The organism is Salipiger sp. D13, from assembly GCF_003703915.1.
GTDB lineage: Bacteria > Pseudomonadota > Alphaproteobacteria > Rhodobacterales > Rhodobacteraceae > Salipiger > Salipiger profundus.
Window position 1 is genome coordinate 400,458 of the sequence record NZ_ML112591.1, and the last position, 25,266, is coordinate 425,723.

The 25,266-nt window shown below is 68.5% G+C and carries 23 protein-coding genes and 1 pseudogene; 18 read left to right on the forward strand and 6 right to left on the reverse strand.

The genetic code is table 11. The features are described from left to right. The first annotated feature begins 78 nt into the window (after positions 1–78). The 7 genes from def (D6860_RS06210) (at position 79) to D6860_RS06240 (ending at position 8,994) form a co-directional block, all read left to right on the forward strand. Entirely contained in the window at positions 79–600 is a 522-nt protein-coding gene (gene def / locus D6860_RS06210; RefSeq protein ID WP_076622602.1) for a peptide deformylase, read from the forward strand. After that, on the forward strand, positions 597–1,094 hold the full coding sequence (gene def, locus D6860_RS06215) for a peptide deformylase (protein WP_076622603.1): 498 nt from the start codon (positions 597–599) through the stop codon (positions 1,092–1,094). Before def (D6860_RS06210) ends, def (D6860_RS06215) begins: the two co-directional genes overlap by 4 nt. Further along, on the forward strand, positions 1,091–1,591 hold the full coding sequence (gene def, locus D6860_RS06220; RefSeq protein ID WP_017468234.1) for a peptide deformylase: 501 nt from the start codon (positions 1,091–1,093) through the stop codon (positions 1,589–1,591). Before def (D6860_RS06215) ends, def (D6860_RS06220) begins: the two co-directional genes overlap by 4 nt. Before the next feature lie 208 nt (positions 1,592–1,799). Continuing rightward, positions 1,800–2,768, forward strand: a complete 969-nt coding sequence (locus D6860_RS06225) for an efflux RND transporter periplasmic adaptor subunit (protein ID WP_017468235.1) — start codon at positions 1,800–1,802, stop codon at positions 2,766–2,768. Then, entirely contained in the window at positions 2,761–5,985 is a 3,225-nt protein-coding gene (locus tag D6860_RS06230; RefSeq protein WP_076622604.1) for an efflux RND transporter permease subunit, read from the forward strand. The genes D6860_RS06225 and D6860_RS06230 overlap by 8 nt, the downstream gene beginning before the upstream one ends. A gap of 168 nt (positions 5,986–6,153) precedes the next feature. Further along, positions 6,154–6,771 carry a calcium-binding protein gene (locus D6860_RS06235; RefSeq protein WP_076622605.1) on the forward strand — a complete coding sequence of 206 codons (618 nt, stop codon included), beginning with the start codon at positions 6,154–6,156 and terminating at the stop codon, positions 6,769–6,771. 123 nt (positions 6,772–6,894) lie between these two features. Next, positions 6,895–8,994: a hypothetical protein gene (locus tag D6860_RS06240; protein ID WP_128549224.1), complete on the forward strand. Its 2,100-nt coding sequence runs from the start codon at positions 6,895–6,897 to the stop codon at positions 8,992–8,994. Positions 8,995–9,006: 12 nt separating this feature from the next. On the opposite strand, the gene D6860_RS06245 is transcribed toward D6860_RS06240, so the two are convergent. After that, positions 9,007–10,266: a lytic murein transglycosylase gene (locus D6860_RS06245; protein WP_076622607.1), complete on the reverse strand. Its 1,260-nt coding sequence runs from the start codon at positions 10,264–10,266 to the stop codon at positions 9,007–9,009. Positions 10,267–10,421: 155 nt separating this feature from the next. Between D6860_RS06245 and murJ the strand changes: the two genes are divergently transcribed. Both murJ and D6860_RS06255 read left to right on the forward strand, forming a co-directional pair. Further along, on the forward strand, positions 10,422–11,984 hold the full coding sequence (murJ, locus tag D6860_RS06250) for a murein biosynthesis integral membrane protein MurJ (RefSeq protein ID WP_076622608.1): 1,563 nt from the start codon (positions 10,422–10,424) through the stop codon (positions 11,982–11,984). Further along, positions 11,981–13,468: a phospholipase D family protein gene (locus tag D6860_RS06255; RefSeq protein WP_076622609.1), complete on the forward strand. Its 1,488-nt coding sequence runs from the start codon at positions 11,981–11,983 to the stop codon at positions 13,466–13,468. The genes murJ and D6860_RS06255 overlap by 4 nt, the downstream gene beginning before the upstream one ends. Positions 13,469–13,498: 30 nt before the next feature. Here the strand turns inward: D6860_RS06255 and D6860_RS06260 are convergent, their stop codons facing one another. Continuing rightward, positions 13,499–14,185, reverse strand: a complete 687-nt coding sequence (locus tag D6860_RS06260; protein WP_076622610.1) for a rhomboid family intramembrane serine protease — start codon at positions 14,183–14,185, stop codon at positions 13,499–13,501. Positions 14,186–14,264: 79 nt separating this feature from the next. Between D6860_RS06260 and trpS the strand changes: the two genes are divergently transcribed. Then, positions 14,265–15,299 (forward strand): tryptophan--tRNA ligase, encoded by a 1,035-nt coding sequence (gene trpS, locus D6860_RS06265; protein WP_076622611.1) that lies wholly within the window; start codon positions 14,265–14,267, stop codon positions 15,297–15,299. 98 nt (positions 15,300–15,397) lie between these two features. Here trpS and D6860_RS06270 read toward each other — a convergent pair whose 3' ends face one another. Continuing rightward, the gene (locus D6860_RS06270; protein WP_076622612.1) at positions 15,398–16,024 is read right to left on the reverse strand and encodes a hypothetical protein; all 627 of its coding nucleotides are present in this window, start codon (positions 16,022–16,024) and stop codon (positions 15,398–15,400) included. A gap of 68 nt (positions 16,025–16,092) precedes the next feature. After that, a complete protein-coding gene (locus D6860_RS06275; protein WP_076622613.1) occupies positions 16,093–17,067 on the reverse strand; it encodes a DMT family transporter in 975 nt (324 codons plus the stop codon). 133 nt (positions 17,068–17,200) lie between these two features. Between D6860_RS06275 and D6860_RS06280 the strand changes: the two genes are divergently transcribed. Next, positions 17,201–18,139, forward strand: coding sequence for an ABC transporter ATP-binding protein (locus D6860_RS06280; RefSeq protein WP_017467951.1), 939 nt, complete (start codon positions 17,201–17,203; stop codon positions 18,137–18,139). Further along, positions 18,136–18,897, forward strand: a complete 762-nt coding sequence (locus D6860_RS06285) for an ABC transporter permease (protein ID WP_076622614.1) — start codon at positions 18,136–18,138, stop codon at positions 18,895–18,897. Before D6860_RS06280 ends, D6860_RS06285 begins: the two co-directional genes overlap by 4 nt. A 13-nt stretch (positions 18,898–18,910) precedes the next feature. On the opposite strand, the gene D6860_RS06290 is transcribed toward D6860_RS06285, so the two are convergent. Continuing rightward, positions 18,911–19,972, reverse strand: coding sequence for a YeeE/YedE family protein (locus D6860_RS06290; protein WP_017468367.1), 1,062 nt, complete (start codon positions 19,970–19,972; stop codon positions 18,911–18,913). 164 nt (positions 19,973–20,136) lie between these two features. On the opposite strand from D6860_RS06290, the gene D6860_RS06295 reads away from it, so the two are divergent. The 4 genes and pseudogenes from D6860_RS06295 (at position 20,137) to D6860_RS06310 (ending at position 23,373) form a co-directional block, all read left to right on the forward strand. Next, a complete protein-coding gene (locus tag D6860_RS06295; RefSeq protein WP_017468368.1) occupies positions 20,137–20,574 on the forward strand; it encodes a cupin domain-containing protein in 438 nt (145 codons plus the stop codon). A gap of 75 nt (positions 20,575–20,649) precedes the next feature. After that, positions 20,650–21,881 (forward strand): annotated as a pseudogene (locus D6860_RS06300) (MFS transporter). A 166-nt stretch (positions 21,882–22,047) separates the two neighbouring features. Then, complete coding sequence (locus tag D6860_RS06305) at positions 22,048–22,926, forward strand: 50S ribosomal protein L11 methyltransferase (RefSeq protein ID WP_076622615.1); 879 nt, start codon at positions 22,048–22,050, stop codon at positions 22,924–22,926. 102 nt (positions 22,927–23,028) lie between these two features. After that, positions 23,029–23,373 (forward strand): hypothetical protein, encoded by a 345-nt coding sequence (locus D6860_RS06310; RefSeq protein ID WP_076622616.1) that lies wholly within the window; start codon positions 23,029–23,031, stop codon positions 23,371–23,373. A gap of 111 nt (positions 23,374–23,484) precedes the next feature. Here D6860_RS06310 and D6860_RS06315 read toward each other — a convergent pair whose 3' ends face one another. Continuing rightward, positions 23,485–23,772, reverse strand: a complete 288-nt coding sequence (locus tag D6860_RS06315) for a DUF1127 domain-containing protein (protein ID WP_017469013.1) — start codon at positions 23,770–23,772, stop codon at positions 23,485–23,487. Between the two features lie 320 nt (positions 23,773–24,092). Between D6860_RS06315 and ruvC the strand changes: the two genes are divergently transcribed. Further along, positions 24,093–24,581, forward strand: coding sequence for a crossover junction endodeoxyribonuclease RuvC (ruvC, locus tag D6860_RS06320; protein ID WP_017469014.1), 489 nt, complete (start codon positions 24,093–24,095; stop codon positions 24,579–24,581). Beyond that, positions 24,578–25,258, forward strand: a complete 681-nt coding sequence (gene ruvA, locus D6860_RS06325) for a Holliday junction branch migration protein RuvA (RefSeq protein WP_076622617.1) — start codon at positions 24,578–24,580, stop codon at positions 25,256–25,258. The genes ruvC and ruvA overlap by 4 nt, the downstream gene beginning before the upstream one ends. Positions 25,259–25,266: the final 8 nt, after the last annotated feature.

Here is a 25,266-nt window from a genome sequence, read left to right on the forward strand (position 1 = left end):
GCGTGACGCTAGCTTCTTCGTGCCCGAGTGCAAGGCCTCCGCCTTGCGCGTTCACGCGCGATTGCCTAGATGAAGCGCATGAAGCGCCCCATTCTCATCCACCCCGATCCGCGGCTGAAAAAGGCCTGCGCGCCGGTGCCCGACCTGTCGGACGAGCTGCGCGTGCTGGCCGACGACATGCTCGAGACCATGTACGACGCGCCCGGTATCGGGCTGGCAGCGCCGCAGGTCGGCGTGCTCGACCGGCTGATCGTGCTCGACTGCGCCAAGAACGACCAGGGCGAAGAGGCGCGCCCGCTGGTGATGTTCAACCCGCGGGTCCTTGCGGGCTCGGACGAGCGCAACGTCTACGAGGAAGGCTGCCTGTCGATCCCCGACCAGTATGCCGAGGTCGAACGCCCCAAGGTGGTCGACGTGGAATGGCTCGACCGCGACGGCAAGCTGCGGACCGAGACCTTCGACGGGCTCTGGGCGACCTGCGTGCAGCACGAGATCGACCATCTCGACGGCAAGCTGTTCATCGACTATCTCAAGCCGCTCAAGCGCCAGATGATCACGCGCAAGATGCAGAAGCTCAAGCGCGAACGGGCCCGGGCGTGAGCGTCCGCGAGATCCTGCGCTGGCCCGATCCGCGCCTCGCCACCCCCTGCGACCGGGTCGAGGACGTGGCCGCGATCGAGACGCTGGTCACCGACATGTTCGAGACCATGTATGACGCGCCCGGGCGCGGTCTCGCGGCGCCGCAGGTCGGCGTCCTGCAGCGGGTCTTCGTGATGGATGCCGGCTGGAAGGAGGGCGACATGACGCCCGTGGTCTGCATCAACCCGCGCATCGTGTCGGTCTCCAGCGAGACCGCGCGCGGCCCCGAGGGCTGCCTGTCGATCCCCGGCGTTACCGCCGAGGTGACGCGCGCGACCACAGTGACCATGGCCTACACCGACCTGACGGGCACCGCGCAGGAGCGCACCTTCGAGGGCGCCGAGGCGATCATCGCGCAGCACGAGTACGACCACCTCGACGGGCTGGTGCATTTCGACCGGCTGTCGCCCGACGACGCCCGCGCCCTGCGCGACGAATACGACGCCCAGCGATGACCGCCCGGCCCTGCATCCCCTGGCCCGACAAGCGCCTGCGTACGCCCGCCGCCCCGGTCGAGGCGATCACCGACGAGGTGCGCGCGATCTGGGACGACATGATCGACACGATGGAGGCGATGCCCGGCGTCGGCCTCGGCGCGCCGCAGATCGGCGTCATGCTGCGGCTCGCTGTGGTGGATGCCTCGGAAGAGCGCGGCCAGGCGGTGCGCATGGCCAATCCCGAGATCCTGCACGCCAGCGTCAAGCTGCGCGCCCATGACGAGGCAAGCCCCAACCTGCCCGGCGTCTGGGCACGGATCGAGCGCCCCCGGGCGGTCACCGTGCGCTTCCTGAACGCGGACGGCGAGACCGAGGAGCGCGATTTCGTCGGGCTCTGGGCGACCTCGGTGCAGCATCAGGTCGACCACCTGAACGGCCGGATGTATTTCGACCATCTCAGCAAGATGAAGCGCGACATGCTGCTGCGCCGCGCCAAGAAAGCCCGGCAGGGCTGAGCGCCCGCCACCCTACCCCACGAAGCCTGCGGCAAACCGACCGCGCCCCGGAAATCCACGCGATTTCCGGCATGTGTCGCTTTCCTTCATCGCGATGATACGCAACACTCGGAATGTATCCTTCCGAGCTTTACATATTCACTTTATTTTATATGTAGGGCAGGACATGTCGCGGGCTCATTCTGCCCGCCGAACAGAAGAGGTTCCGATGCGCGCCCTGATTGCCCTTTGCGCCCTGCTCCTCGCCCCGGCCCTGCACGCCGAGACGACCGAGATCACCCCGCAGCCCGTCACCGCCTGGAAGTCCGTCTTCGGGCAGGTCGAAACTCGCGTCGAGATCCCGGCGCGTGCCCGGATCGGCGGCACCATCGTGGCGCTCGACGTCACCGAGGGCGACCGCGTCAGCGCCGGCCAGACGCTCGCACGGGTGGAGGACGACAAGCTGCAATACCAGCTTGATTCCTTCGACGCGCAACTCGAGTCGGCGCAGGCACAACTCGAGACCGCCCAGTCCGAGCTCGCCCGTGGCGAAGCCCTGCAGGAGCGCGGCGTCATCACCACCCAGCGGCTCGAGCAGCTGCGCACCGACGTCGAGGTCATCACCTCGAACATCTCCAACATCCGCTCGCAGCGGCTCGTGGTCGAACAGCAGGTCTCCGAGGGCGATGTGCTCGCCCCCGAGGAGGGCGTCGTGCTGTCGGTGCCGGTGTCGCGCGGCTCGGTCGTCACCATGGGCGAGACGGTCGCACAGATCGGCGGCGGCGGCACCTACCTGCGGCTGAACGTCCCCGAGCGTCACGCGGGCGACCTGTCCGAGGGTGACGAACTGGTCATCACCACGACGGGCGGCGAGAAGACGGGCACGCTGGTCAAGCTCTACCCGCTGATCGAGGGCGGCCGCCTGCAGGCGGACGTCGAGGTCGCGGGGCTCGATGCGCGCTTCATCGGCCGCCGGGTGCCGGTGCGCCTGCCGGTGGGCGAGCGCGAGGCCCTGCTGGTGCCCGAAAACGCGCTGAGCCGCGCCGGCGGGCTGGATTTCGTCACGGTCGAGACCCCCGACGGCCCGCGCGAGCGCGTCGTCGTTCCCGGCGAGACCGTCACGCGCGGGGGCGGCACCTTTCGCGAGATCCTGACCGGGCTCGAACCCGGCGACATGGTGGTGACCGGCGATGAGTGACGACCCGAAACCCGAAGGCGCCCTCGGCCTTGCCGGGCGCCTGACGCAGGCCTTCATCCGCTCGCCGCTGACGCCGCTCTTCCTGCTCGCCTCGCTGGCGGTGGGGATGATCGCGCTGGTCTCCCTGCCCCGCGAGGAGGAGCCGCAGATCTCGGTGCCGCTGGTCGACATCCACGTGCAGGCCGACGGGCTCAAGGCGCAGGACGCCGTGAAGCTCGTGACCGAACCGCTCGAAACCATCGTGAAGGGCATCGACGAGGTCGAGCACGTCTACTCCGACACCCGCGACGACCAGGCGATGGTCACCGCCCGCTTCAAGGTGGGCGTGAGCGCGGACACCGCCATCCTGCGGGTGCGCGACAAGATCATGTCGAACCTCGACCGCATCCCGGTGGGCATCCCCGAGCCGCTGGTGGTCGGGCGCGGGATCAACGACGTCGCCATCGTGACGCTGACCTTCTCGCCCGAACCGGGACAGGAGGCCATCGGCGCCGCCGACCTCACCCGCATCGCGCGCGAGGTCGAGGTGCGGCTGGCGCGCACCCCGGACGTGGGCCTCACCTACATCATCGGCGCCACCGACGAGGCGCTGCGGATTTCGCCCGACCCCGAGCGGCTGGCGCTCTACGGCGTGACGCTGCAGCAGCTTGCCGGCAAGGTGCAGGGCGCCAACACCGCCGCGCCCGCGGGCACGCTGCGCGAAGGCGGCGAGCAACTGGGCTTCGTCATCGGCGAGACGCTGACCACCCCGGAGGAGATCGGCAACCTCGAGCTGACCGCCCGCGACGGGCGCACGGTCTACGTCCGCGACGTGGCCGATGTCGGCATGGTCAGCGACCTCGACGAGCATCACGTCGCCACGCTGATCCGCGCAGACGGCGAGATCGTCCGCAGCCCGGCGGTGTCGCTCGCCGTGGCCAAGCGCGCCGGATCGAACGCCGTGGTGGTGGCCGAGACGATCCTGCACCAGGTCGAGGAGATGGAGGGCTCGATCATCCCCGACTCGGTGCATGTCGAGGTGACCCGCGACTACGGCGAGACCGCCGACGAAAAGGCCAACGAGCTGCTCTTCCATCTCGCGCTTGCCACCGTGTCGATCGTGGCGCTGGTGCTTTTCACCATCGGCTGGCGCGAGGCCGTGGTGGTTGCCATCGTCATCCCGGTGACGATCCTGCTCACGCTCTTCGCCGCCAACTTCATGGGCTACACGCTGAACCGGGTGTCGCTGTTCGCGCTGATCTTCTCCATCGGCATCCTCGTCGACGACGCCATCGTTGTGATCGAGAACATCTCGCGGCACTGGGCGCTGCACCCCGGCAAACCGCGCGCCACCGCCGCCATCGAGGCCGTGGCAGAGGTCGGCAACCCCACCATCGTCGCGACGCTGACCGTGGTGGTCGCGCTGCTGCCGATGCTCTTCGTGAGCGGGCTCATGGGCCCCTACATGTCGCCCATCCCGGCCAACGCCTCGGCGGCGATGATCTTCTCGTTCTTCGTCGCGGTCATCATCACGCCGTGGCTGATGCTGCGGATCGCCGGCAAATCCGACGTCTCGGACCATGGCGACGAGGACACCTACGGCGAGCACAAGCACTTCAGCCCGATGGGCCGGGTCTACGCCCGGTTCGCGCGACCGATCCTCGCGCGGAAGTCGGTGTCGTGGATCTTCCTGCTGGTCGTCATCGTTCTGAGCTTCGGCTCGCTCGGTGCGCTCTACACGCGGGACGTCACCGTCAAGCTGCTGCCCTTCGACAACAAGTCCGAGCTGTCGGTGATGATCGACCTGCCCGAGGGCGCCTCGGTCGAGGCAACGGACGCGGTCGCGCAGGATGCCGCCCGCATCGCCATGGAACTGCCCGAGGTGATCTCGGCGCAGACCCACGCGGGCGCGGCCTCGGCGTTCAACTTCAACGGGCTGGTGCGGCACTACTACCTGCGCCGGAACCCCGAGATGGGTGACGTGCAGCTCAACCTGCTGCCCAAGGCCGAGCGCGAGCGCACCAGCCACGACATCGCGCTCGAACTGCGCGAGAAGCTCGCCACGCTCGAGGTCCCCGACGGTGCCGTTCTCAAGGTGGTCGAACCGCCGCCGGGTCCGCCGGTGATCTCGACCCTGCTGGCCGAGGTCTACGGCCCCGACGCCGAGACCCGCCGCACGGCCGCCGAGAAGATCCGAACAGCCTTCGAGGATGTGCCCTACGTGGTCGACGTAGACGACAACTACGGCGAGAGGCCGCCACGCCTGCGCGCGGTTCTGGATCCCTCGGAACTGGATTTCTTCCAGGTGCAGGAATCCGACGCGCTGCAGACCCTGCGGCTGCTCAACGGCAGCACCACGGTCGGCTATTCGCACCGCGGCGAGGGCCGGCGCCCCCTGCCCATCGTCATCGCCCGCGACAGGTCCGAGCGGGTGCTCGACTCCGAGGCGCTGTCGACGCCGGTGCCGGCCAACGCCCTGCCCGGCGGGCGCGGCGTGGTCGAACTGGGCGACGTGGTGACCCTGTCGCGCGAAGAGGGCTCCTACCCGATCTTCCGGCACAACGGCTACGACGTCATCATGGTGATGGGCGAGCTCGCGGGCGCCTACGAGGCGCCGCTCTACGGCATGCTCGCGGTGGCCGACAGGCTCGACGCGATGGACTGGGCCGAGGGCACAAAGCCCGAGGTCTCGCTGCATGGCCAGCCCGAGAGCACCGAGCATGTGACCCTGCTGTGGGACGGCGAATGGGAGGTGACATGGGTCACCTTCCGCGACATGGGTGCCGCCTTCGGCGTGGCGCTGCTGGGGATCTACATCCTTGTCGTGGCGCAGTTCGGCTCGTTCCGCCTGCCGCTGGTGATCCTGACACCGGTGCCGCTCACCTTCCTCGGCATCATGCTGGGGCACTGGCTGTTCGGCGCGCCGTTCTCGGCCACCTCGATGATCGGCTTCATCGCGCTTGCCGGGATCATCGTGCGTAACTCGATCCTGCTGGTCGACTTCATCCGCCACGCCGACCCCGGGGGCAAGGTGAGCGTCGACGTGCTGATCGAGGCCGGGGCCACCCGCTTCAAGCCGATCCTGCTCACCGCCATCGCGGCGATGATCGGCGCGGCGGTGATTCTTGCCGACCCGATCTTCCAGGGACTCGCGATCTCGCTGCTATTCGGGTTGCTGTCCTCGACCGTGCTGACGGTACTGGTGATCCCGGCGATCTACCGGATCTTCAAGACCTGACCGGCCTGCCGCGCGCCGCCCCCGCAGAGGGCGGCGCGTTCATTAACCATTCACCACAATTTTGACGCGAAATCGTCTTCCCAACCCCGGATTCGCGGCGCAGAACCAGTCCGATCCGGGGGCAGGCCCATGCCTGCCCGCATTCGCCGCATGGGAGGATGGACCGTCATGGCCACCTATTTCGTCACCACCGACAACTGGAATGACGCCGGGTTCTGGAACGGCCTGAGCGAGTCCTCGGAGGGGCACATCCTCGACTTCTCCGGCCTTCCCGAAAGCTACACCGTGGAATTCTCCCCCGACGGTGCCTTCCTGGTGCTCTCGAACGGCACCGAGCTTTACACCATCGGCGAAAGCTCGGCCTCGGGCTGGGCCAACGTCTACCTCGGCGACCCCACCGACTACAGCTACTTCGAGATGATCTCGGGCGGCGCGGGCGACGACACGCTGCAAGGGCGCGACACGGCCGACACCCTCGAGGGCGCCGGTGGCGACGACAGCCTGCTTGGCGCAGGCGGTGACGACAGCATCACCGGCGGCCACGGCCACGACACCGTGCGCGGCGGCACCGGCGACGACACCATTGCCGGTGGCGACGGCGACGATCTGGTCTACGGCAACGAGGGCGGTGACAGCATGACCGGCGGCGCCGGTCGCGATTCGATCTACGGCGAATTCGGCAACGACTACATCGAGGGCGGCGCCGACGACGACCATCTCGAGGGCAACGAGGGCAACGACACGCTCATCGGCGGCGACGGAGACGACTGGATGCGCGGCTCCTAAGGCAACGACGCCCTCTGGAGCGGAGCGGGGGACGACTACCTCTGGGGCGGCTACGGCGACGACACCTTCCACATCGAGAACGGCTTCGGCAACGATACCGTCGACGCCGAGCAGGTGGACGAGGTGAACGGCGACCTGCTCGATCTCTCGGCGGTGACCGACGATCTCTACGTCGACATGACCTCGGGGTTCGCGGGCGTCGGCACCGTCAGCGACGGCGTCTCGACCCTGAGCTACGACGCCGTCGAGACCGTGCTGCTGGGCGCCGGCGACGACACCGTGGCGCTTGCCGATCTCGGCGGGATCGACACGGTGGACGGCTTCGAGCTGCCCACGTTGCTTGGTGACGGCACCTACGCGACCAACGACCGGCTCGACGTCTCCGCGCTGACGGGCCCCGACGGCCTGCCGGTCGATACCGACGACGTGACCGTGACCGACAGCAACGGCGACGGCACGGGCGACGCCGTCCTGACCTTTCCGGGCGGCGAGGCGATCACCCTGCTCGGCGTGTCGGTCGCAGAGCTGTCGAGCCCCGAGCAGCTCGTGGCCATCGGAATTCCCGCCGCCGGCGACACCGGCGGCGGCACGGGTGGAGGCGACACCGGAGGCGGAGACACCGGCGGTGGTGATACCGGTGGCACCACCGGCAGCGACCTGCCCCAGATCGACGGTGCCTTCGAGTTCGAGGCCACCGTGACCTTCAACGATCTCGCGGCCGGGGTCAGCCAGCGCATCTTCGAATTCGGCGCGCAGGGCGAGGACAGCATCTCCTTCGGCCAGCTCGGCCCCGCCAGCGCGGTCTACTTCGAGATCAACCAGGGCGGCGAGACCAGCTACATCGTCGCCGAGGACGTGCTCGTCGAAGGCGAAACCGCCGTATGGACCGTCGGCGTCGACGAGACCGGCTTCATGTACATCGAGAAGGACGGCGTGCAGGTCGCCGAAGGAGACGGCGTCGTGCCCTCGGACGTCGACCGCACGTCGAACCTGCTGGGCAGTTCGAGCAACGCCGCGGTGGCGTCGCTCGACGGCGACATCGCCGGGGTCTCGATCACCCAGGGCGATACTGTCTGGAGCGACGGCACCACCGGGGGCACGGGCGATACCGGCGGCGGCGACACCGGCGGCACCACGGGCGCCGACCTGCCACAGATCGACGGGGCCTTCGAGTTCGAGGCCACCGTGACCTTCACCGACCTCGACGCGGCGCCCGGGCAACGGGTCTTCGAGTTCGGCGGCGCGGGCGAGGACAGCATAACCTTCGGCCAGCTCGGCCCCAGCAGCGCGGTGTATTTCGAGATCACCCAGGGCGGCGAGACCAGCTACATCGTCGCCGAGGACGTGCTCGTCGAGGGCGAGACGGCGGTCTGGACGGTCGGCGTCGACGATGATGGCCTCATGTATATCGACAAGGACGGCGAACAGGTGGCCGAGGGCGACGGCATCGTGCCCTCGGATACAGACCGCACGTCGAACCTGCTGGGCGAGGCCGGCACCGGCACGGGCTCCGACCTCGTGGGCGAGATCAGCGACGTGACAATCACGCAGGGCGATACCGTCTGGACCGATGGCACCGATGGCACCGGCGACACGGGCGGCACCGGGGACACCGGCGGCACCACGGGCCCGGACCTGCCGCAGATCGACGGCGCCTTCGAGTTCGAGGCCACGGTGACCTTCACCGACCTCGACGAGGGCAAGGCGCAGACCGTCTTCGAGTTCGGCGATGAGGGCGAGGACCGCATCGCCTTTGGCCAGCTCGGCCCGAGCGACGCCATGTATTTCGAGATCACCCAGGGCGGCACGACGAACTACATCGTCGCCGAGGGCGCGCTCGTCGAGGGCGAGACCGCGACCTGGACCGTCGGCGTCGACGAGACCGGTTTCATGTATATCGACAAGGACGGGGTGCAGGTGGCCGAGGGCGACGGCGTCGTGCCCTCCGACACCGACCGCACGTCGAACCTGCTCGGCGACTCGACCGACGGCGGCAAGTCCGAGCTGGTGGGCGAGATCACCGGCGTGACCATTACCCAGGGCGACACGGTCTGGACCGACGACACGGTCGCCTCCGGCGAAACGCAGGTGATGCCGACGCTTGCCCTGGAAGAGGCGCCCAAGGACCCGCTCATGGTCGACGAGGCCGACCTGCTGGACGAGGGGCAAGCGGCCGACGACATCCTCGATCCGGATGCCGCCGACCCGTTCATGCTGAGCTGAGGCGCCGCGCGCTCAGCCGCGGCGCAATTGCACGAGCAGTGCGCGGGACGGCTCGCCAGTCACCGCCATGCCCGCCCGCGCCTGGTAGCCACGGATCGCGTCCTCGGTCTTCGAGCCGAAGACGCCGTCGGGCTTGCCCGCGTCGAAGCCGGCGCCGGTCAGCCGCGTCTGCAGTTCCTTGCGCTCGTCGATGGTGAAGCCATAGGCATCGGGCGGGAAATCGCCGCGCAGCGGCCCCGCCCCGGCAAGCCGGTCCGAAAGGTGCCCGACCGCGAGCCCGTATTTCTCGGCGTTGTTGTAGCGCAGGATCACGTTGAAATTGCGGAACACCAGGAACGCCGGCCCGCCGGTGCCCTCGGGGGCGAGGATCGAGCCCGCGCCCGCCGACGGCAGCGACCCGCCCGAGGCCGCGCGCACGCCCAGCGCCGCCCAGTCCGAGGCTCCGCGCCGCGTGCCGCGCCCGGTGAGCCCGCTGCTGAACCCCTGCGGCAGCCGCACCTCGAGCCCCCAGGGCTCACCCTGACGCCAGCCGCTTTCGGCGAGGTAGTTGGCGGTCGAGGCAAGCCCGTCGGTGGGATCCTCCGACCAGATGTCGCGCCGGCCGTCACCGCGGAAATCAACCGCGTGCGCCTGGTAGGTCGTGGGAATGAACTGCGTGTGCCCCATCGCCCCGGCCCAGCTGCCGGTCAGCCGCGACGGCGTGGTGTCGCCGCGTTCGAGAATGCGCAGCGCCGCCATCAGCTGCTTCTCGAAGAAGCTGCCGCGCCGGCCGTCGTATGCCAGCGTCGACACGGCCGAGATCACCGGGATCTCGCCCCGCCGGGTGCCGTAGTTGCTTTCCATGCCCCAGACCGCGGCGACCACATGCGGCGGCACACCGTAGCGCGCCTCGATCTCGCGCAGGAGCGCCATGTGCTGCCGCAGCTTCGCGCGGCCGTCCGACACCTTCTGCTCGGAGGCGGTGATCGCGAAATAATCCTCGAGCGTGCGGGTGAACTCGGTCTGGCTGCGGTCGCGCTCGACCACGCCGGGCAGGAAGCCCGCCGAGCGGAAGGCCGAATCGAGCGTCTGCGCGCTGATCCCGCCGGACAGCGCCCGCCCCCGGAACGACGCCACCCAGGCGTCATAGCCCGCGTTGGGCTGCGGCCGGAGATCGGGCGGCAACCCGCCCGTGGGCGTGCTTACCGCGCCCCTGCCGCCGCAGCCCGAAAGCAGCATCGCCGCCGCCCCGCCTGCCATGCCCGTCATCATTGCCCGCCGTGTGAGATGCATCTGCCTGCCTCCTCGTTCGTTGTCTTATCGTTGCCGGGCAGTGTGACGATTGCACCGGGACACGGCAAGCGATCCTCGCGGCATCCGCCCTTTCTATGGCCTTGGCAATCGGCTAGTCCTGCGCGGGCCGCAGGGCACGAAGGGGCCGAGCAGACATGAAACCGATCCGCCTGATTTCCGGTGTTCTCACCGTCGGGTTCTGGACGCTTGCGAGCCGCGTGCTCGGCGTCACGCGCGAAATCCTGATCCTCGCCTTCATCGGCCCGGGACCACTGATGGACGCCTTCGTCGCCGCCTTCCGGCTGCCGAACATGTTCCGCCGGTTCTTCGCCGAGGGCGCCTTCAACGCCGCCTTCGTGCCGATTTTCTCCAAGAAATACGAGGGCGATGAAGACCCGCTGGGCTTTGCCCGCGACGCGCTTAACGGGCTGGCCTTCGTGCTGATGATCCTCAGCGCGCTGGCGCTGGTGTTCATGCCGGCGCTGGTCTGGGCCACCGCCGAGGGCTTCGTCGGCGACGACCGCTTCCCGCTGACCGTGGCCTACGGGCGTATCATCTTCCCCTACATCCTGTTCATCTCGCTGGCGGCTCTGTTCTCGGGCGCGCTGAACGCGACCGGCTATTTCGCCGCCGCCGCTGCCGCGCCGGTGCTGCTCAACATCTTCGTGATCATCGCCATGGCGGTTGGCGCATGGCTCGGCGGAGACGTGATCCTATGGCTGGTCTGGACCATCCCGCTCGCGGGGGTGGCGCAGCTGGCGCTGGTCTGGGTGGCCGCCGAGCGCGCCGGTATCCGGGTTCGTCCCGGAACGCCCCGGCTGACGCCGGACATGCGCCGGCTGGTGCGCGTCGCCGTGCCGGCCGCGCTGGCGGGTGGTGTCATGCAGATCAACCTGCTGGTCGGCCAGCAGGTCGCCTCGCAGTTCGACAAGGCGGTGGGCTGGCTCTACGCCGCCGACCGGCTCTACCAGCTGCCGCTCGGCGTGGTCGGCATCGCGGTGGGCATCGTGCTGCTGCCCGACCTGTCGCGCCGGCTCAAGGCCGAGGACGACGCGGGCGCCCGCCACGCCTTTTCACGCGCCGGAGAAATGGCGCTGGCGCTGACCGTGCCCGCCGCCGTGGCGCTGGTGGTGATTCCGTTGCCGATGGTCTCGGTGCTGTTCGAGCGCGGCGCCACCAGCGCCAGCGACAGCGCCGCCATCGCGCTCGCGGTGGCGGTCTACGGCCTCGGGCTGCCGGCCTTCGTGCTGCAGAAGGTGCTGCAACCACTGTTCTTCGCCCGCGAGGACACGCGCACGCCGTTCCGCTACGCGGTCTGGGCGATGGTCGTGAACGCCGTGCTTGCCGTGGGGCTGGTGCCCGTGCTGGGCTGGCTCGCGCCGGCGCTCGCCACCACCGCCGCCGGCTGGGCAATGGTCGTGCTGCTCGCCGTCGGTGCCCGCCGCATCGGCACATCGGCGCGTTTCGACGACCGGTTCCGCCGCCGGATCTGGCGAATCTGCGCGGCCTCGGGGCTCATGGGCGTCATTCTAGCGGGAACCCAGTGGGCACTCTCGCCGTTCCTCGGCATGGACTACTGGCGCTACCCGGCTCTCGTGCTGCTGCTGTTCGTGGGCATGGCTTCCTACGGGCTGATCGGTCACGCGGTCGGCGCCTTTCGTCTGTCTGATTTCAGGGACGCCCTAAGGCGCCGACGCAGCAGGGACAAAACGCAATGACGCTGACCTCGCTCATCACCGCCGCCGAGGGCTTTCCCGCCCTCGAGCGCCTTGCCGCCTCGGCGCGCGAGGAACTGGTGATGTCCTTCCGCATCTTCGAACCGAAGACCCGGCTGCGCAGCCCCGAACTGCGCGAGAAGGGCCTCGAGACATGGTCCGATCTTCTCGCCGACACCGCGGCGCGCGGAGTGCGCATCCGACTGGTGATCTCTGACTTCGACCCGGTCTTCACGTCCGACCTGCACCGGCTCGCATGGGCCTCGGCCAGCGGCTTCGCCGAGGCGCTGCGAGGGGACGTGCAGATCATCTGCGCGCCGCACGGCCAGATGGCGGGGCCGCTCTGGCGGATGCTGATGCGCGGACGGATCATGCGGGTGCTGCGCAAGCTGCGCTCGGAAGACGGCACCCTGCTGACGCCGGTCCAGCGTGCGATGCTGAAGGGGCCGATCACCCTGCGGCCGGTGACCATCCACCAGAAGTTCGCCGTCGTCGACAATGAACGCTGCATCATCGGCGGGCTCGACATCAACGAGCGGCGCTGGGACACGCCGGATCACGAGCGTGCGCCCGAAGAGACCTGGCATGACGTCGCGATGCAGGTAGACGATCCGGATTTCTCCGCCGCCCTGCGTGTGCACTTTTCCGATACCTGGAACGCCTCGATCGAATCCGGCACGGCACCGTTGACCGAGACACCGGAGCACATGAGCACGGACGTCCGCCCGCAGACGTCGGGCAACCTGAAGCTCGTGCGCACGATGTCCGCCCCCATGCACGGCCCGGCCCGGCTTGCGCCGAAGGCAGCAGTGCGGGAGCATGAAAAAGCCCTCATCGCGATGATCGGCGAAGCGCGCCATCACATCTACATCGAGACGCAGTTCCTGCGGCACCGGCCGATCGTCGACGCGCTGGTCCGCGCCGCCGAACGACAGCCCGACCTGCAACTCGTGATCATCCTGCCGCCCGCCGCCGAGCGGGTGTTGTTCGACAGCGACGTCGGCTGGGATGCGCGCCACGGCCACGCCCTGCAGGTCGAGGCCGCCGAACGGCTTGCCAAGGCCTACTACGAGAACCTCGCGATGATCTCGCCCGGACAGTCGGAGCAGGCCGAGGAAGGCGCCGCCGACGTGCTCCGCTCCGGCCCGATCTACGTCCACTCCAAGGTGACCCTCGTCGACGACCGCGTCGGGATGGTAGGCTCCGCCAACCTCAACGGCCGGTCGCTGCGCTGGGACACGGAAGCCTCCGTGCAGTTCCGCTCGCCAGAGGACGTCAAGGCGTTGCGCGAGCGGCTGGCGAAGATCTGGCTCGGTCCGCGGCTCGGCGCCGGAAGCACGACGCAGGCGCGGACCTGGCGGCAGGCGGCTCTGGCCAATGCGGCCGTGCCCCCCGAAGAACGCGAAGGCTTTGCCCTGCCCTACCCGAACGCCACCGGAAAGAAATTCTCGCGCCTCGTCCCGGTGCTGCCTGCCGACATGTTCTGAGCAGGCCGAGAGACGCCGGCGCGGGCCGGACTACTGGCGCCGGAACCGCGCCAGCAGGCGCGTCCAGCCGCCGGGCACGAGCACCACTGTGAGGCCAAAGCCGGTGACGAAACCGGCGAGATCGGCGACCCAGTCGAGGCTGCCACCGAAGACAAGACCGAACACCAGCTGGATCGCGAGCAGCATCCCGATCAGCGAGAATGCCCGCAGCTGTTGCGCTCCGACCTGCCCCAGACGCAACCAGAGCAGGTAGGTGAAGCCCCCGATCAGCCCGTAGACCGGCGGAAAGGCCCCGATCAGCGGCATCTGCGTGTCGAGCAGCAGCCCGTAGGCCAGCGCCCCGCCCACCGAGGACGCCGCGAAGATCGCCAGCGTCCGCACCGACCCCAGCGCCTCGGCCACCATCTTGCCCATCGCCAGCAGCATCACCCCTGCAAAGATCGCGTGGGTGAAGGTCGCATGCACGAAGGGATAGCTCAGGAACCGCACGAGATGGTTGGCAGGGAACTGCCCGGTTTCGAACATCCAGCCCAGCACCGGCGCGAAGAAGGCGAAGCGCTCCATCGCCTCGAGACGCCACCCGACGGCGCCCGGACCGCCGACGACGCCGTAGGCGCCGAGCGAAAAGACCGCCTCGACGCCGACGATGACGATGAACAGCGCCATGACGACGGGCGGCATGGGATTGAGAGGGGGCTCGTTATGCGGATGCACCATGGGACCGGGCTCTTTCTTGACGGCATGCCGGGGCATGGGTAAGCCAGCGCCACCCGAATTTCCAGACGGAGTATGGCCCATGTCCGAGGCGGCCCAGAGCAACACCGCCTTCACCCCGCGCGTCTTTTCCGGCATCCAGCCGTCCGGAGGCCTGACGCTCGGCAACTATCTCGGCGCGATGAAGCGCTTCGTGGACATGCAGGGAAGCGGCATCGAGACGATCTACTGTGTCGTCGACATGCACGCGATCACCGTCTGGCAGGATCCCGAGGCGCTGCGCCGGCAGACCCGCGAGCTGACCGCCGGCTACCTCGCCGCCGGGCTCGACCCGACGAAGTCGATCCTCTTCAACCAGAGCCAGGTGCCGGAACACGCGCAGCTTGCGTGGATCTTCAACTGCGTCGCCCGCGTCGGCTGGATGAACCGGATGACCCAGTTCAAGGACAAGGCCGGCAAGAACGCCGAGAAGGCCTCGCTGGGCCTCTACGCCTACCCGGCGCTGATGGCGGCAGACATCCTCGTCTACCACGCCACCCAGGTGCCCGTGGGCGAGGACCAGAAGCAGCACGTCGAGTTGACCCGCGACATCGCCGCCAAGTTCAACCACGACTACGGCGTCGAGTTCTTCCCGATGACCGACCCGGTGATCGAAGGTGCCGCCACCCGCGTCATGAGCCTGCGCGATGGCACCAAGAAGATGTCGAAGTCCGACCCGTCGGACGCCAGCCGCATCAACATGACCGACGACGCCGACGCCATCGCCAAGAAGATCCGCAAGGCCAAGACCGACCCCGAGCCGCTGCCCTCCGAGGCGACGGGCCTCGCCGAGCGGCCCGAGGCGCGCAACCTTGTGAACATCTACGCGGCCCTGTCCGAGCAGAGCACCGAGGCTGTCATGCGCGAGGTCGGCGGACGCGCGTTCTCGGAGTTCAAGCCGATGCTGGCCGAACTCGCGGTCGAGAAGCTCGCCCCGATCTCCTCCGAGATGGCGCGGCTGATGCAGGAGCCCGCGGAGATCGACCGGATCCTCAAGGACGGCAGCGAGCGCGCCCGCGACATCGCGGCGCCCATCCTGCGCAAGACCTACGAGATCGTGGGCATGGTCGGCGCCTGATCGCGCCGACCGACCAAGATTTTTCGTCCGAAAAATCTTCGCGCGGTCTCACACGGGGGGAAGAATTTTCGGAGGAAAATTCTTTGGGTCCGGCGCCGTCAGCCGGCGGACCCGACCCGCGCCGAGAGCCGCAGCGCATGCGACGCGTCCTGCGCCACCGGCGGCATGACCGGATCGTAGGCGGCCGCGAGCAGCGCCGCCACGTCCGGGCGCAGCACCACGCGCCCGTCCTCGAGCCGGCCCAGCGGCGAGCGTTCGGCAAAGGCGCGCTCGCCCCACAGCAGCATGACCTGCACCACCTGCGACAGCGCCAGTTCCTCGGCGGGCTGCGCCGACAGCGCCGCGTCCATGCGCAGGAAGACGAAGGCCGCCTTGATCGCCCCGGTCTCGTCGAAGCGGAACACCCGATACTGGTTCGCCCCCTCCGCCTGCAGGCGGGACACCATCGGCTCGAGCCCGTCGATCATCCGGCCGAGGTCTGGCACCTCCAGCAGCTCCGCCCAGTCACGGAAGAAGAACACCATGACGTTCGCGCCGAGCTCGGGGTCGGTCTCGGCCATCTTGTGGCCCGAGAGGGCACAGACCGCCTCGAAGGCGCCCTTCACCACGCCCAGCGTCGCGTCCTCGACGCCGAAGACGATGGGCACGATCGGCCGCCCCCAGCGGGCGCAGAGATAGGTCCCGTCAGCGCGGGTGAAGAGTGGCTCGATCTCCGACGGTTGCATGTGGCCTCCTTGATTCCGGCGGCGCCGTTATAGGCCGTCCCGGCGGTCGGATTGAAGCCGAAACCGGCCTAGCGCCGCCCCCAGAGTCGCCGCCGGCCCGGTGCCGGGGCGTGGCGGCGCTGCTCGCGCAGGAAGACGAAGAGCCCGGCGCCCACGATCAGCGCGCACCCGGCCCAGACGCTCGGCCCAGGCCATTCTCCGAAGATCAGCCAGCCCCAGAGAATCGCCAGAGGCAGGCCGACGTATTCGAAGGGTGCGATGGTCGCCGCCGCCGCCAGCCGGTAGGCCGAGCTGAGCGCGTAGCCCACGAAGCCCGACAGCGTTCCGAGGCAGAGCAGCACCAGAAGGTCGCGCGGATCGGGCCAGACCCACGGGCGCAGGAGGAACCGCAGCGCATCGCTTTCGACCCGGTCGGCATAGCGCCCGTCGCCCGCCACGAGCCAGAAGCAGAAGGCAACGATCAGGAAGGTCGCCTGAAGGTAGACCGCCATCGCCGAAGCCCGCGTGGTCAGCCCCAGCCGCCGTGTCATCACCTGAAGCACCGCGTAGAAGAATGCGGCGATCACCGGCAGCAGCAGCACGGCCCGCGAGGTCTCGAGCTCATCCTTCCACGGCTGCTGCATCACCAGCACGCCAAGGAACCCCACGAGCACCGCGCCGATCCGCAGCGGCCCGACCTTCTCGCCGAGGAACGGGATCGACAGCAGGGTGATGAACAGCGGCGCCACGAAGAACAGCGCCGTCACCTGCGCCAGCGACAGCACCGCGAAGGCGGCGTAGAACGTCATGTTGGCAAGCACCACCATCAGCCCGCGCGCCACGTGCAGCATCGGTGTCGTGGTGCGCAGCAGGCGGAAGCCGCCCTCGACCTGCACCAGCATCAGCGTGATCACCAGCCCGACGCCCGCACGCACGGCGACGATCTCGTGCAGCGGGTAGGCCCCCGACAAGAGCTTGATCAGCATGTCGTTCACCGAGATCGCGGTGACGCCGAAGATGATGAAGAGGATGCCCAGTCCCGGGCGGTCGGAAAGCGCGCTCATGCAGATCGGCCTAGCCCGAAGCGCGGCACCGCGCCAGCCCCGGCGTGATGCACAGGGCGGTCTGCGCCATCGCACGTTGCGTTTCGCGTGCCCCGGTCTAGGTTGCCGCCACAGTCAGAGGGAGGCGCACACCATGGCAATGGTCGAGCTGCGGGACGTCCGCAAGGTCTACGACGACGGGTTCGAGGCGCTGCGCGGCGTCGATCTCGACATCGAGCAAGGCGAGATCCTCGCACTACTCGGCCCCAACGGCGCCGGCAAGACGACGCTGATCTCGACGATCTGCGGGCTGGTGATGCCCGGCGGCGGCAGCCTGACCGTCGGCGGGCACGACGTGGTGCACGACTACCGCGCGGCACGGCAGCTCATCGGGCTGGTGCCGCAGGAAGTGAGCCTCGAGCCATTCGAGAAGGTCATCAACACGGTGCGCCTGTCGCGCGGGCTGTTCGGCAAGCCCAAGGACGACGCGCTGATCGAGGACATCCTGCGCCGCCTGTCGCTCTGGGACAAGCGCAACTCGCCGGTGCGCGCGCTCTCGGGCGGCATGAAGCGCCGGGTGCTGATCGCCAAGGCGCTGAGCCACGAACCCGAGGTGCTGTTCCTCGACGAGCCCACCGCGGGCGTCGACGTCGAACTGCGCCGCGACATGTGGGAGATCGTCGCCGATCTCAAGGCGCGCGGCGTCACCATCATCCTGACCACCCACTACATCGAAGAGGCCGAGGCCATCGCCGACCGCATCGGCGTCATCAACCGCGGGGAGATCCTGCTGGTCGAGGAAAAGGCCAGCCTGATGAAGCGACTCGGCCGCAAGGAATTGCGGATCGAGCTCTCGGAGCCGGTCGATACGGTGCCCGCCGCGCTGGCCGACCGCGAGCTCCGGCTAGAAGACGACGGCCGGGTGCTGGTCTACGATTACGACACCGCCGCCGAGCGCACCGGACTGGCCCGGCTGATGTCCGAGCTGAGCGACGCGGGGCTGCAGGTCCGTGACGTCGACACCCGGAAAAGCACGCTCGAGGACATCTTCGTCGATCTCGTCGCGCAGCAGGAAGAGGAGGACGCGGCATGAACTGGCGCGGCATCTGGGCGATCTACCACTTCGAGATGATGCGGTTCTTCCGCACCCTGCTGCAAAGCTTCATCTCTCCGGTGATCTCGACCTCGCTTTACTTCGTGGTCTTCGGCACCGCCATCGGCGCGCGCATCGACCAGGTCGAGGGCGTGAGCTACGGCGCCTTCATCGTGCCCGGGCTGGTGATGCTGTCGGTCATCACGCAGGCGATCTCGAACGCCTCCTTCGGGATCTACTTCCCCAAGTTCATCGGCACCGTCTACGAGCTTCTCTCGGCACCGCTGAATTTCCTCGAGATCGTCATCGGCTACGTCGGCGCCGCCGCGACCAAGGCGCTGTTCATCGGCACGGTGATCCTGATCACCTCGTCGCTCTTCGTCGACCTGCAGATCGCGCACCCGCTGGCGATGGTCGTCTTCCTGCTGCTCACCTGCGTGAGCTTCGCGCTGCTGGGCTTCATCCTCGGCCTCTGGGCCGGCAACTTCGAGCAGCTCCAGCTCGTGCCGCTGCTGGTGGTGACGCCGCTCGTCTTCCTCGGCGGGTCGTTCTACTCGATCTCGATGTTGCCGCCCGCGTGGCAGACGATCACGCTCTTCAACCCGGTGGTCTACCTGATCTCGGGCTTCCGCTGGGCGTTCTTCGACATGGCCGACGTGCCGGTGGGCCTGAGCCTGCTGGCAATCGGCGGCTTCACCCTGCTCTGCCTCGCGGTGATCTGGTGGATCTTCCGCACCGGCTGGCGGCTGCGCCCCTGACCGGAGGCCCGCCTCAGGCCGTCGCGCACTGCCGGCGGCCGCCCATGAGCAACTCCATGGTCATGCCGCCGATCCACATGCAGAACAGCGCCAGCCAGGCGGTGCCCGCGAAGATCGACCCGCCGGTGACTCCCGCGCCGATGGCACAGCCGCCGGCCAGCATGCCGCCGAAGCCCATGAGCGCCGCGCCGATCATGGCGTTGCGCAGCGGGCTCGGGCCGTCGAAGCCCTGAACCCGCAGCTCGCACCCCCAGGCGGCAGCGAGGAACGCCCCGAGGAAGACCCCCGGCACCAGCCCCACGTCGAACTCGAGCACCGCGTTGCGGTCGAGGAAGAACATCAGCGTATGCGCAGAGGGTCCGGTGAAGGTCGCGCTTTCGACCTGCACCGGGTCGAAGGCCACGTTCGACAGCGCGAAGGTCAGCACCCAGCCCAGAGCGACGGCGAAGCCCACGCCCGAGGCGAAGACCAGCCGCGAGACCCCGATGCGGTTGCGCCGCGAAAGCTCGAGCGCGATGGCGGCGATGATCAGCCCGATCACCAGCCCCGCCTCGCGCGGCAGATGCGCGGCGGCGAGCAGGTCCATGTTGCGCCCGCCCGAGGTTATCCAGAGCCCGGCAAGCCGGTCGCGCAGCGGCGACAGGATGCCCGACAGGCTCATCTGCGCCACCACAGCGAAGATCAGCCCCGAGATCACCGAGCGCAGGTTGCCGGTCGCCGCGAGCACCAGCAGCCGTCCCGAGCAGCCGTTGGCCAGCACCATCCCGGCCCCGAACAGCAGCCCGCCGATCACCGCGCCCGACCAGCTGCCGGGCACCGCCATCATGCGCGCGTTCGAGGCATCGAACACCCCCATGAGCTGTGCCGCCTGCACCCAGACCAGCGCCGTCGAGAAGGTCAGCAGCCAGACCGCCACCTTGTCTCGCATCGCGCCGCGGGCGAACTCGACCACCGCCGCGCGCAGGCAGAACCGCGAGCGCTGCGCGGCGACCCCGAAGACCACCCCGGTGAGCAGCCCGAACAGGGCGGCGGCGGGGCTTTCCCCGACCCCTTCGACAAGCGCGATAAGATCCATGGCACGTGCTCCTTTCGGTTGCGGACTCATGCCCTCATGCGAATATGTTTTCCTTGATTCAGATCAGCCGCGCCCGCTTCGCGACATCCGCGTCGCTTTCCGGCGCGACAGGCGGACCCGCGCCGCACACCCTCTCGCGCAGGCTGACATCCAAGAGACCCGCCATGACCACCACCGGTGCTTTCGACCCGATCTATGCCCCGCAGATCGCCGCGCTCATGTCGCTCGCCGTTTTCGCGAATGCCGCCGAGACCCCGCTCGAGGGCGGCGAGGATCCGGCCTTTGGCAGCGTGCGCTGGCGGACGCTGTTCTGCGCCGACCGCACCCCCACCCGCGGCATGGTCATGGGCATCGCCGAGTTCGGCCCGATGGGCACGCTGCTGCCGCACCGCCACGGCCCGGCCGAGATCTACTTCGGCCTTGCCGGGGCCGGCATCGTCACCATCGACGGCACCCCGCATCCCATCGCCCCCGAGGTCGCGCTCTACATCCCGGACGACGCCGAGCATGGCACCGTCGCCGGGCCGCAGGGGCTGCGCTTTCTCTACGTGTTCCCGCGCGACCGTTTCGCCGACGTCGACTACCGTTTCTCCGGCGCCTGATCTCCGCCAGCTGCGCGGGCGCCCCTCGCACGACGCCGCTCGCCAAGTCCCCGGAATGCGCGTAAGGCTTTGCGCATGAGCCGCCCCGTCCCCATCGCCTCCGCCGCGAGCCTGCCCCTCTGGCGCCGCCCCGTCACGCTGCTGTTTCTCATGGCGATCGCCATGCCGCTCAGCTTCGCGACATGGTCGGCGCTGCTCAACAATTTCGTCATCGAGGCGGCGCAGTTCGACGGCTCCGACATCGGCTGGCTGCACACCGTGCGCGAGATCCCCGGCTTCCTCGCCATCGGCGTGATCCTCGTGCTGCTGGTCATGCGCGAGCAGGTGCTGGCGCTCTCGGCGCTCGCGCTGCTGGGCGCGGCCACCGCCGTCACCGCGTGGTTTCCCTCGATGGCCGGGCTGCTCACCGTGACCATGCTCAGCTCGATCGGCTTCCACTACTACGAGACGATGAACCAGAGCCTGCAGCTGCAATGGCTGCCCAAGGACCGCGCGCCGCAGACGCTGGGCTGGCTGCTCGCCGCGGCCAGCGCCGCAACCCTCGTGGCCTACGTGCTGATCGTGATGACATGGGAGGCGCTCGACCTCTCCTACAACACCGTCTACCTCGTCTCCGGCGGGCTCACGCTGCTCATCACCGGCTACTGCGCCCTCGCCTTTCCGCAGTTCGAAAGCCCCAACCCGCAGCGCAAGCGCTTCATCCTGCGCCGCCGCTACTGGCTCTACTACGCGTTGCAGTTCATGTCGGGCGCTCGGCGCCAGATCTTCGTGGTCTTCGCGGGCTTCATGATGGTCGAGCGGTTCGGCTTCGCCGTCCACGAGGTCACCGGCCTGTTCCTGATCAACCTCGTGGTGAACCTCGTCGCCGCCCCGATGCTCGGCCGCGCCGTGCACCGCTTCGGCGAACGCCCCGTGCTGATCTTCGAATACGTCGGCCTCACCGTCGTCTTCACCCTCTACGGCGGCCTCTACTGGTTCGGCTGGGGCGTGCTCCTCGCCTCGGTCCTATACGTCATCGACCACGTGTTCTTCGCGCTCGCGCTGGCGCTCAAGACCTACTTCCAGAAGATCGCAGACCCCGGCGACATCGCCCCACCGCCGCCGTGGCCTTCACCATCAACCACATCGCGGCGGTCTTCCTGCCATTCCTGCTGGGCTACCTCTGGCTGGTCTCGCCCGGCGCGGTCTTCGGGCTCGCCGCCGGCATGGCGCTGGTCTCGCTCGGCCTCGCCCTGCTGATCCCGCGCCACCCCGAGCCGGGCAACGAGACGGTCTTCGCCCGCCTCGCCCCCGCCCCGGCGGAATAGACCCCGGGCCCCCGCGCCACGCCCGGCCCTTCTCCGGTTTCTCAAATACCCTCGGGGGAGGCGCGCGGCACGCGCGGCGGGGGCAGAGCCCCCACGGACCCCGCGCCACCCTTTCCAACTCCCGCCAAACGCGCTATCGGGCGCCAACCCATCCGGAGACCGCACGATGCCCAGAACCTGGACCGCCTTCACCAAACTCGACGACAAGGACCGCGCCGAGGCGCTCGGCGAGGCCCTCGAGGATCTCGACCCCGCGCCCACCGGCGTCGGCGTCTTCGAGATCGAGGACGGCACCGGCACCTGGGAGGTCGGCGGCTACTTCGTCGAGGCCCCCGACGACATCGAGCTCGCGCTCGTCGCCGCGGCCTACGATGCGCCGGAGTTCGTCGTTTCCGAGGTGCCCGACCAGGACTGGGTCGACAAGGTGCGCCGCGAGCTGACCCCGGTCGAGGCCGGGCGCTTCTTCGTCTACGGCAGCCACGACGCCGACAAGATCCCCGAGGGCGCCGAGCCGCTGCTGATCGAGGCCGCCATGGCCTTCGGGACCGGCCACCACGGCACCACGCTGGGCTGCCTGCGGGCGCTCGACCGGCTGGCAACCGACGGCTTCGTCGGCCGCAACGTCGCCGACATCGGCTGCGGCACCGCGGTGCTCGCCATGGGCGCCGCGCGGATCTGGAACGACGCGATCATCGCCTCCGACATCGACGAGGTCGCCGTCGAGGTGGCCGAGGCGAACCTCCGCGCCAACGACCTCACCGGCAAGGTGACCTGTGTCGAATCCGCCGGCTTCGACAACCCCGAGGTCTCTGGCCGTGCGCCCTTCGATCTCGTCTTCGCCAACATCCTCAAGCAGCCGCTGATCGACCTCGCGCCCGACATGGCGCGCTATCTCGGCGAGGGCGGCTACGCGATTCTTTCGGGTATCCTGACCCGCCAGGCCGACGAGGTCGTCGAGGTATATGCACGCAATGGCATCAATCTCGCCCACCGCGAAGAGATTGGTGACTGGGTGACCTTGACGCTGCGCAAGTCCGCGCAGTGATACACCGATTTGGGGTGAATTAGGGGCAAGCGCCCCATTTCCGCCTCATTTCGAGGTCATAGATCATCCCATCGGGTGGGGGCCTTGGTTAACGAGGTCGCCATGGATCGGGCTCTTAAAGATTTCGACAAGCGCCAGCGGGCGGTGAGCATGAAGCATCGCCGCCTTGCTCAGGGCTATGTCACCAGGCTGAACCGCAACGGAACGATCGAGCACAGGCCCATCAAGCGCGTGCCCTTCGTCTCGGTGAAGGCGCTGGCAATGATCCTCGCCGGCTTCGTCGGCTTCAAGACCCTTCTCGTGGCCAACCTCGGGCCAGAAGATTACGCGCAGCGCATCGCCCATCTCGCATCCGGAACCACCGTCGAGCGCGCCGGCGCCTGGCTCATGGGGCAGGATCCGGCGAGCCTGTGGCTCGCGACCCAGATCCACGGCCTCTTTGGCTGATCTGGCAACGCGCGCCCGCAGCCCGGCCTCACCGTGCAACAGAACGAAAAGAGCCGCGCGTCCCTCGGGACAGCGCGGCTCGGATCGTTCACGACAAAGGGTCCGGCGGGCTTAGCGGCCGCGGGCGACCTCTTCGATCTGGAAGCGCGTGAGCCCGATATCCTCGAGCTCGCGATCGGTCAGGGCCTGCAGGCTCTTGCGGGTGAGCCGGGTCTCGTTCCACGCGATGAGGCCGTCGGCCACCTGCGAGACGAAGCGGCTGATCTGCGATGCGATCACGAACGAGGCGGACGCACCGCGCTCGGGCGCTGCGCCGAAGCCAGAGACGAAGACGTTTCCGATGCGACCGGCCAGGCCGGCCGCACCGTTTTCGGGGCGGATGGTGTCATATGCCGACATGGGTCAGTATCCTTGTCCGGAAGTTTTCAGAGTGCCTAATTTCTATGCGGGAATTAGTTGCCAAAATCTGACGCGACAACGGCGATTATTGCATGGTCCATATGCAGTTTTCACATGGCTCAATCGACAATCAGGCCCCGCGATTTTACGATCAAATAATGTGCATTTTCATGTCGCAAACGACGACCCGGCTGTCGCGAAACGACACTGAAGCCCAATTCCGCACCGCAAGCACCCGTTCCGCCGCCCCGCTTCCCGCTTTGCGGATGTTCGCCTTTCGTGCTAATTCGATTGAAACAACCAGAACAGGGGCAGCAGGCATGAAGGTTCTCGGCATCGATCCGGGTCTCAGACGACTCGGATGGGGTCTCATCGACGCCCAGGGCAGCCGGTTGCGGCACATCGCCAACGGCGTCTGCGAATCGGGAGAAGGCTCGCTGGCCGACCGCCTCCTGTCGCTGCACCGCCAGCTGACGGCGCTCTTCCGCGAGCATGCCCCCGACCAGGCCGCCATCGAACAGACCTTCGTCAACAAGGACGCGGTGGGCACGCTGAAGCTCGGGCAGGCGCGTGGCGTCGCCTTGCTGGTTCCGGCACAATTCGGACTGCCGATCGGTGAATACGCCCCGAACAAGGTCAAGAAGACCGTGGTCGGCGTCGGCCACGCGGACAAGCGACAGGTGGATCACATGGTGAAGATGCAGCTTCCCGGCGTCGAGATCGCCGGACCCGACGCCGCCGACGCGCTGGCCATCGCCATCTGCCACGCCCATTACACCAAGGCGCCTCAGGCGACGGTACGGGCATGATCGGACGCATTGCCGGGCGCATCGAGTACAAGACCGACGACCACGTGCTGATCGACGTCCGCGGCGTCGGCTACGTCGTCCACTGCTCGGACCGGGTGCTGTCGACCCTGCCGCCCCCCGGCGAGGCCACGGCGCTCTATACCGACCTGCTGGTGCGCGAGGATCTGCTGCAGCTCTTCGGCTTCCCGACGCTGGTGGAAAAGGAATGGCACCGCCTGCTGATGTCGGTGCAGGGGGTGGGGGCCAAGGCCTCGCTGGCGATCCTCGGCGCGCTTGGCCCCGACGGCGTGAGCCGCGCCATCGCGCTCGGCGACTGGAACGCGATCAAGGCTGCCAAGGGCATCGGCCCGAAGACCGCGCAACGCGTCGTCAACGAGCTCAAGGACAAGGCGCCCACGGTCATGGCCATGGGCGCGATGGGCAGCGCCCCGACCCTGACGTCCGGCGACGACGCGGTGATCGACGGCGCCCCCGCACCCGCCCCGGCGCGCCCGTCGCAACCCGCACCGCCCCGCGCCGCCCCGGCCCAGAGCGAGGCGCTTTCGGCGCTGACCAATCTCGGCTATTCCCCGGGTGAGGCGGCCTCGGCGGTGGCGCAGGCCGCGGGCGAGGCACCCGAGGGCACGACCTCCGACCTGATCCGCGCCGCGCTGCGGCTGCTGGCGCCCAAGGGCTGATGCGAAAG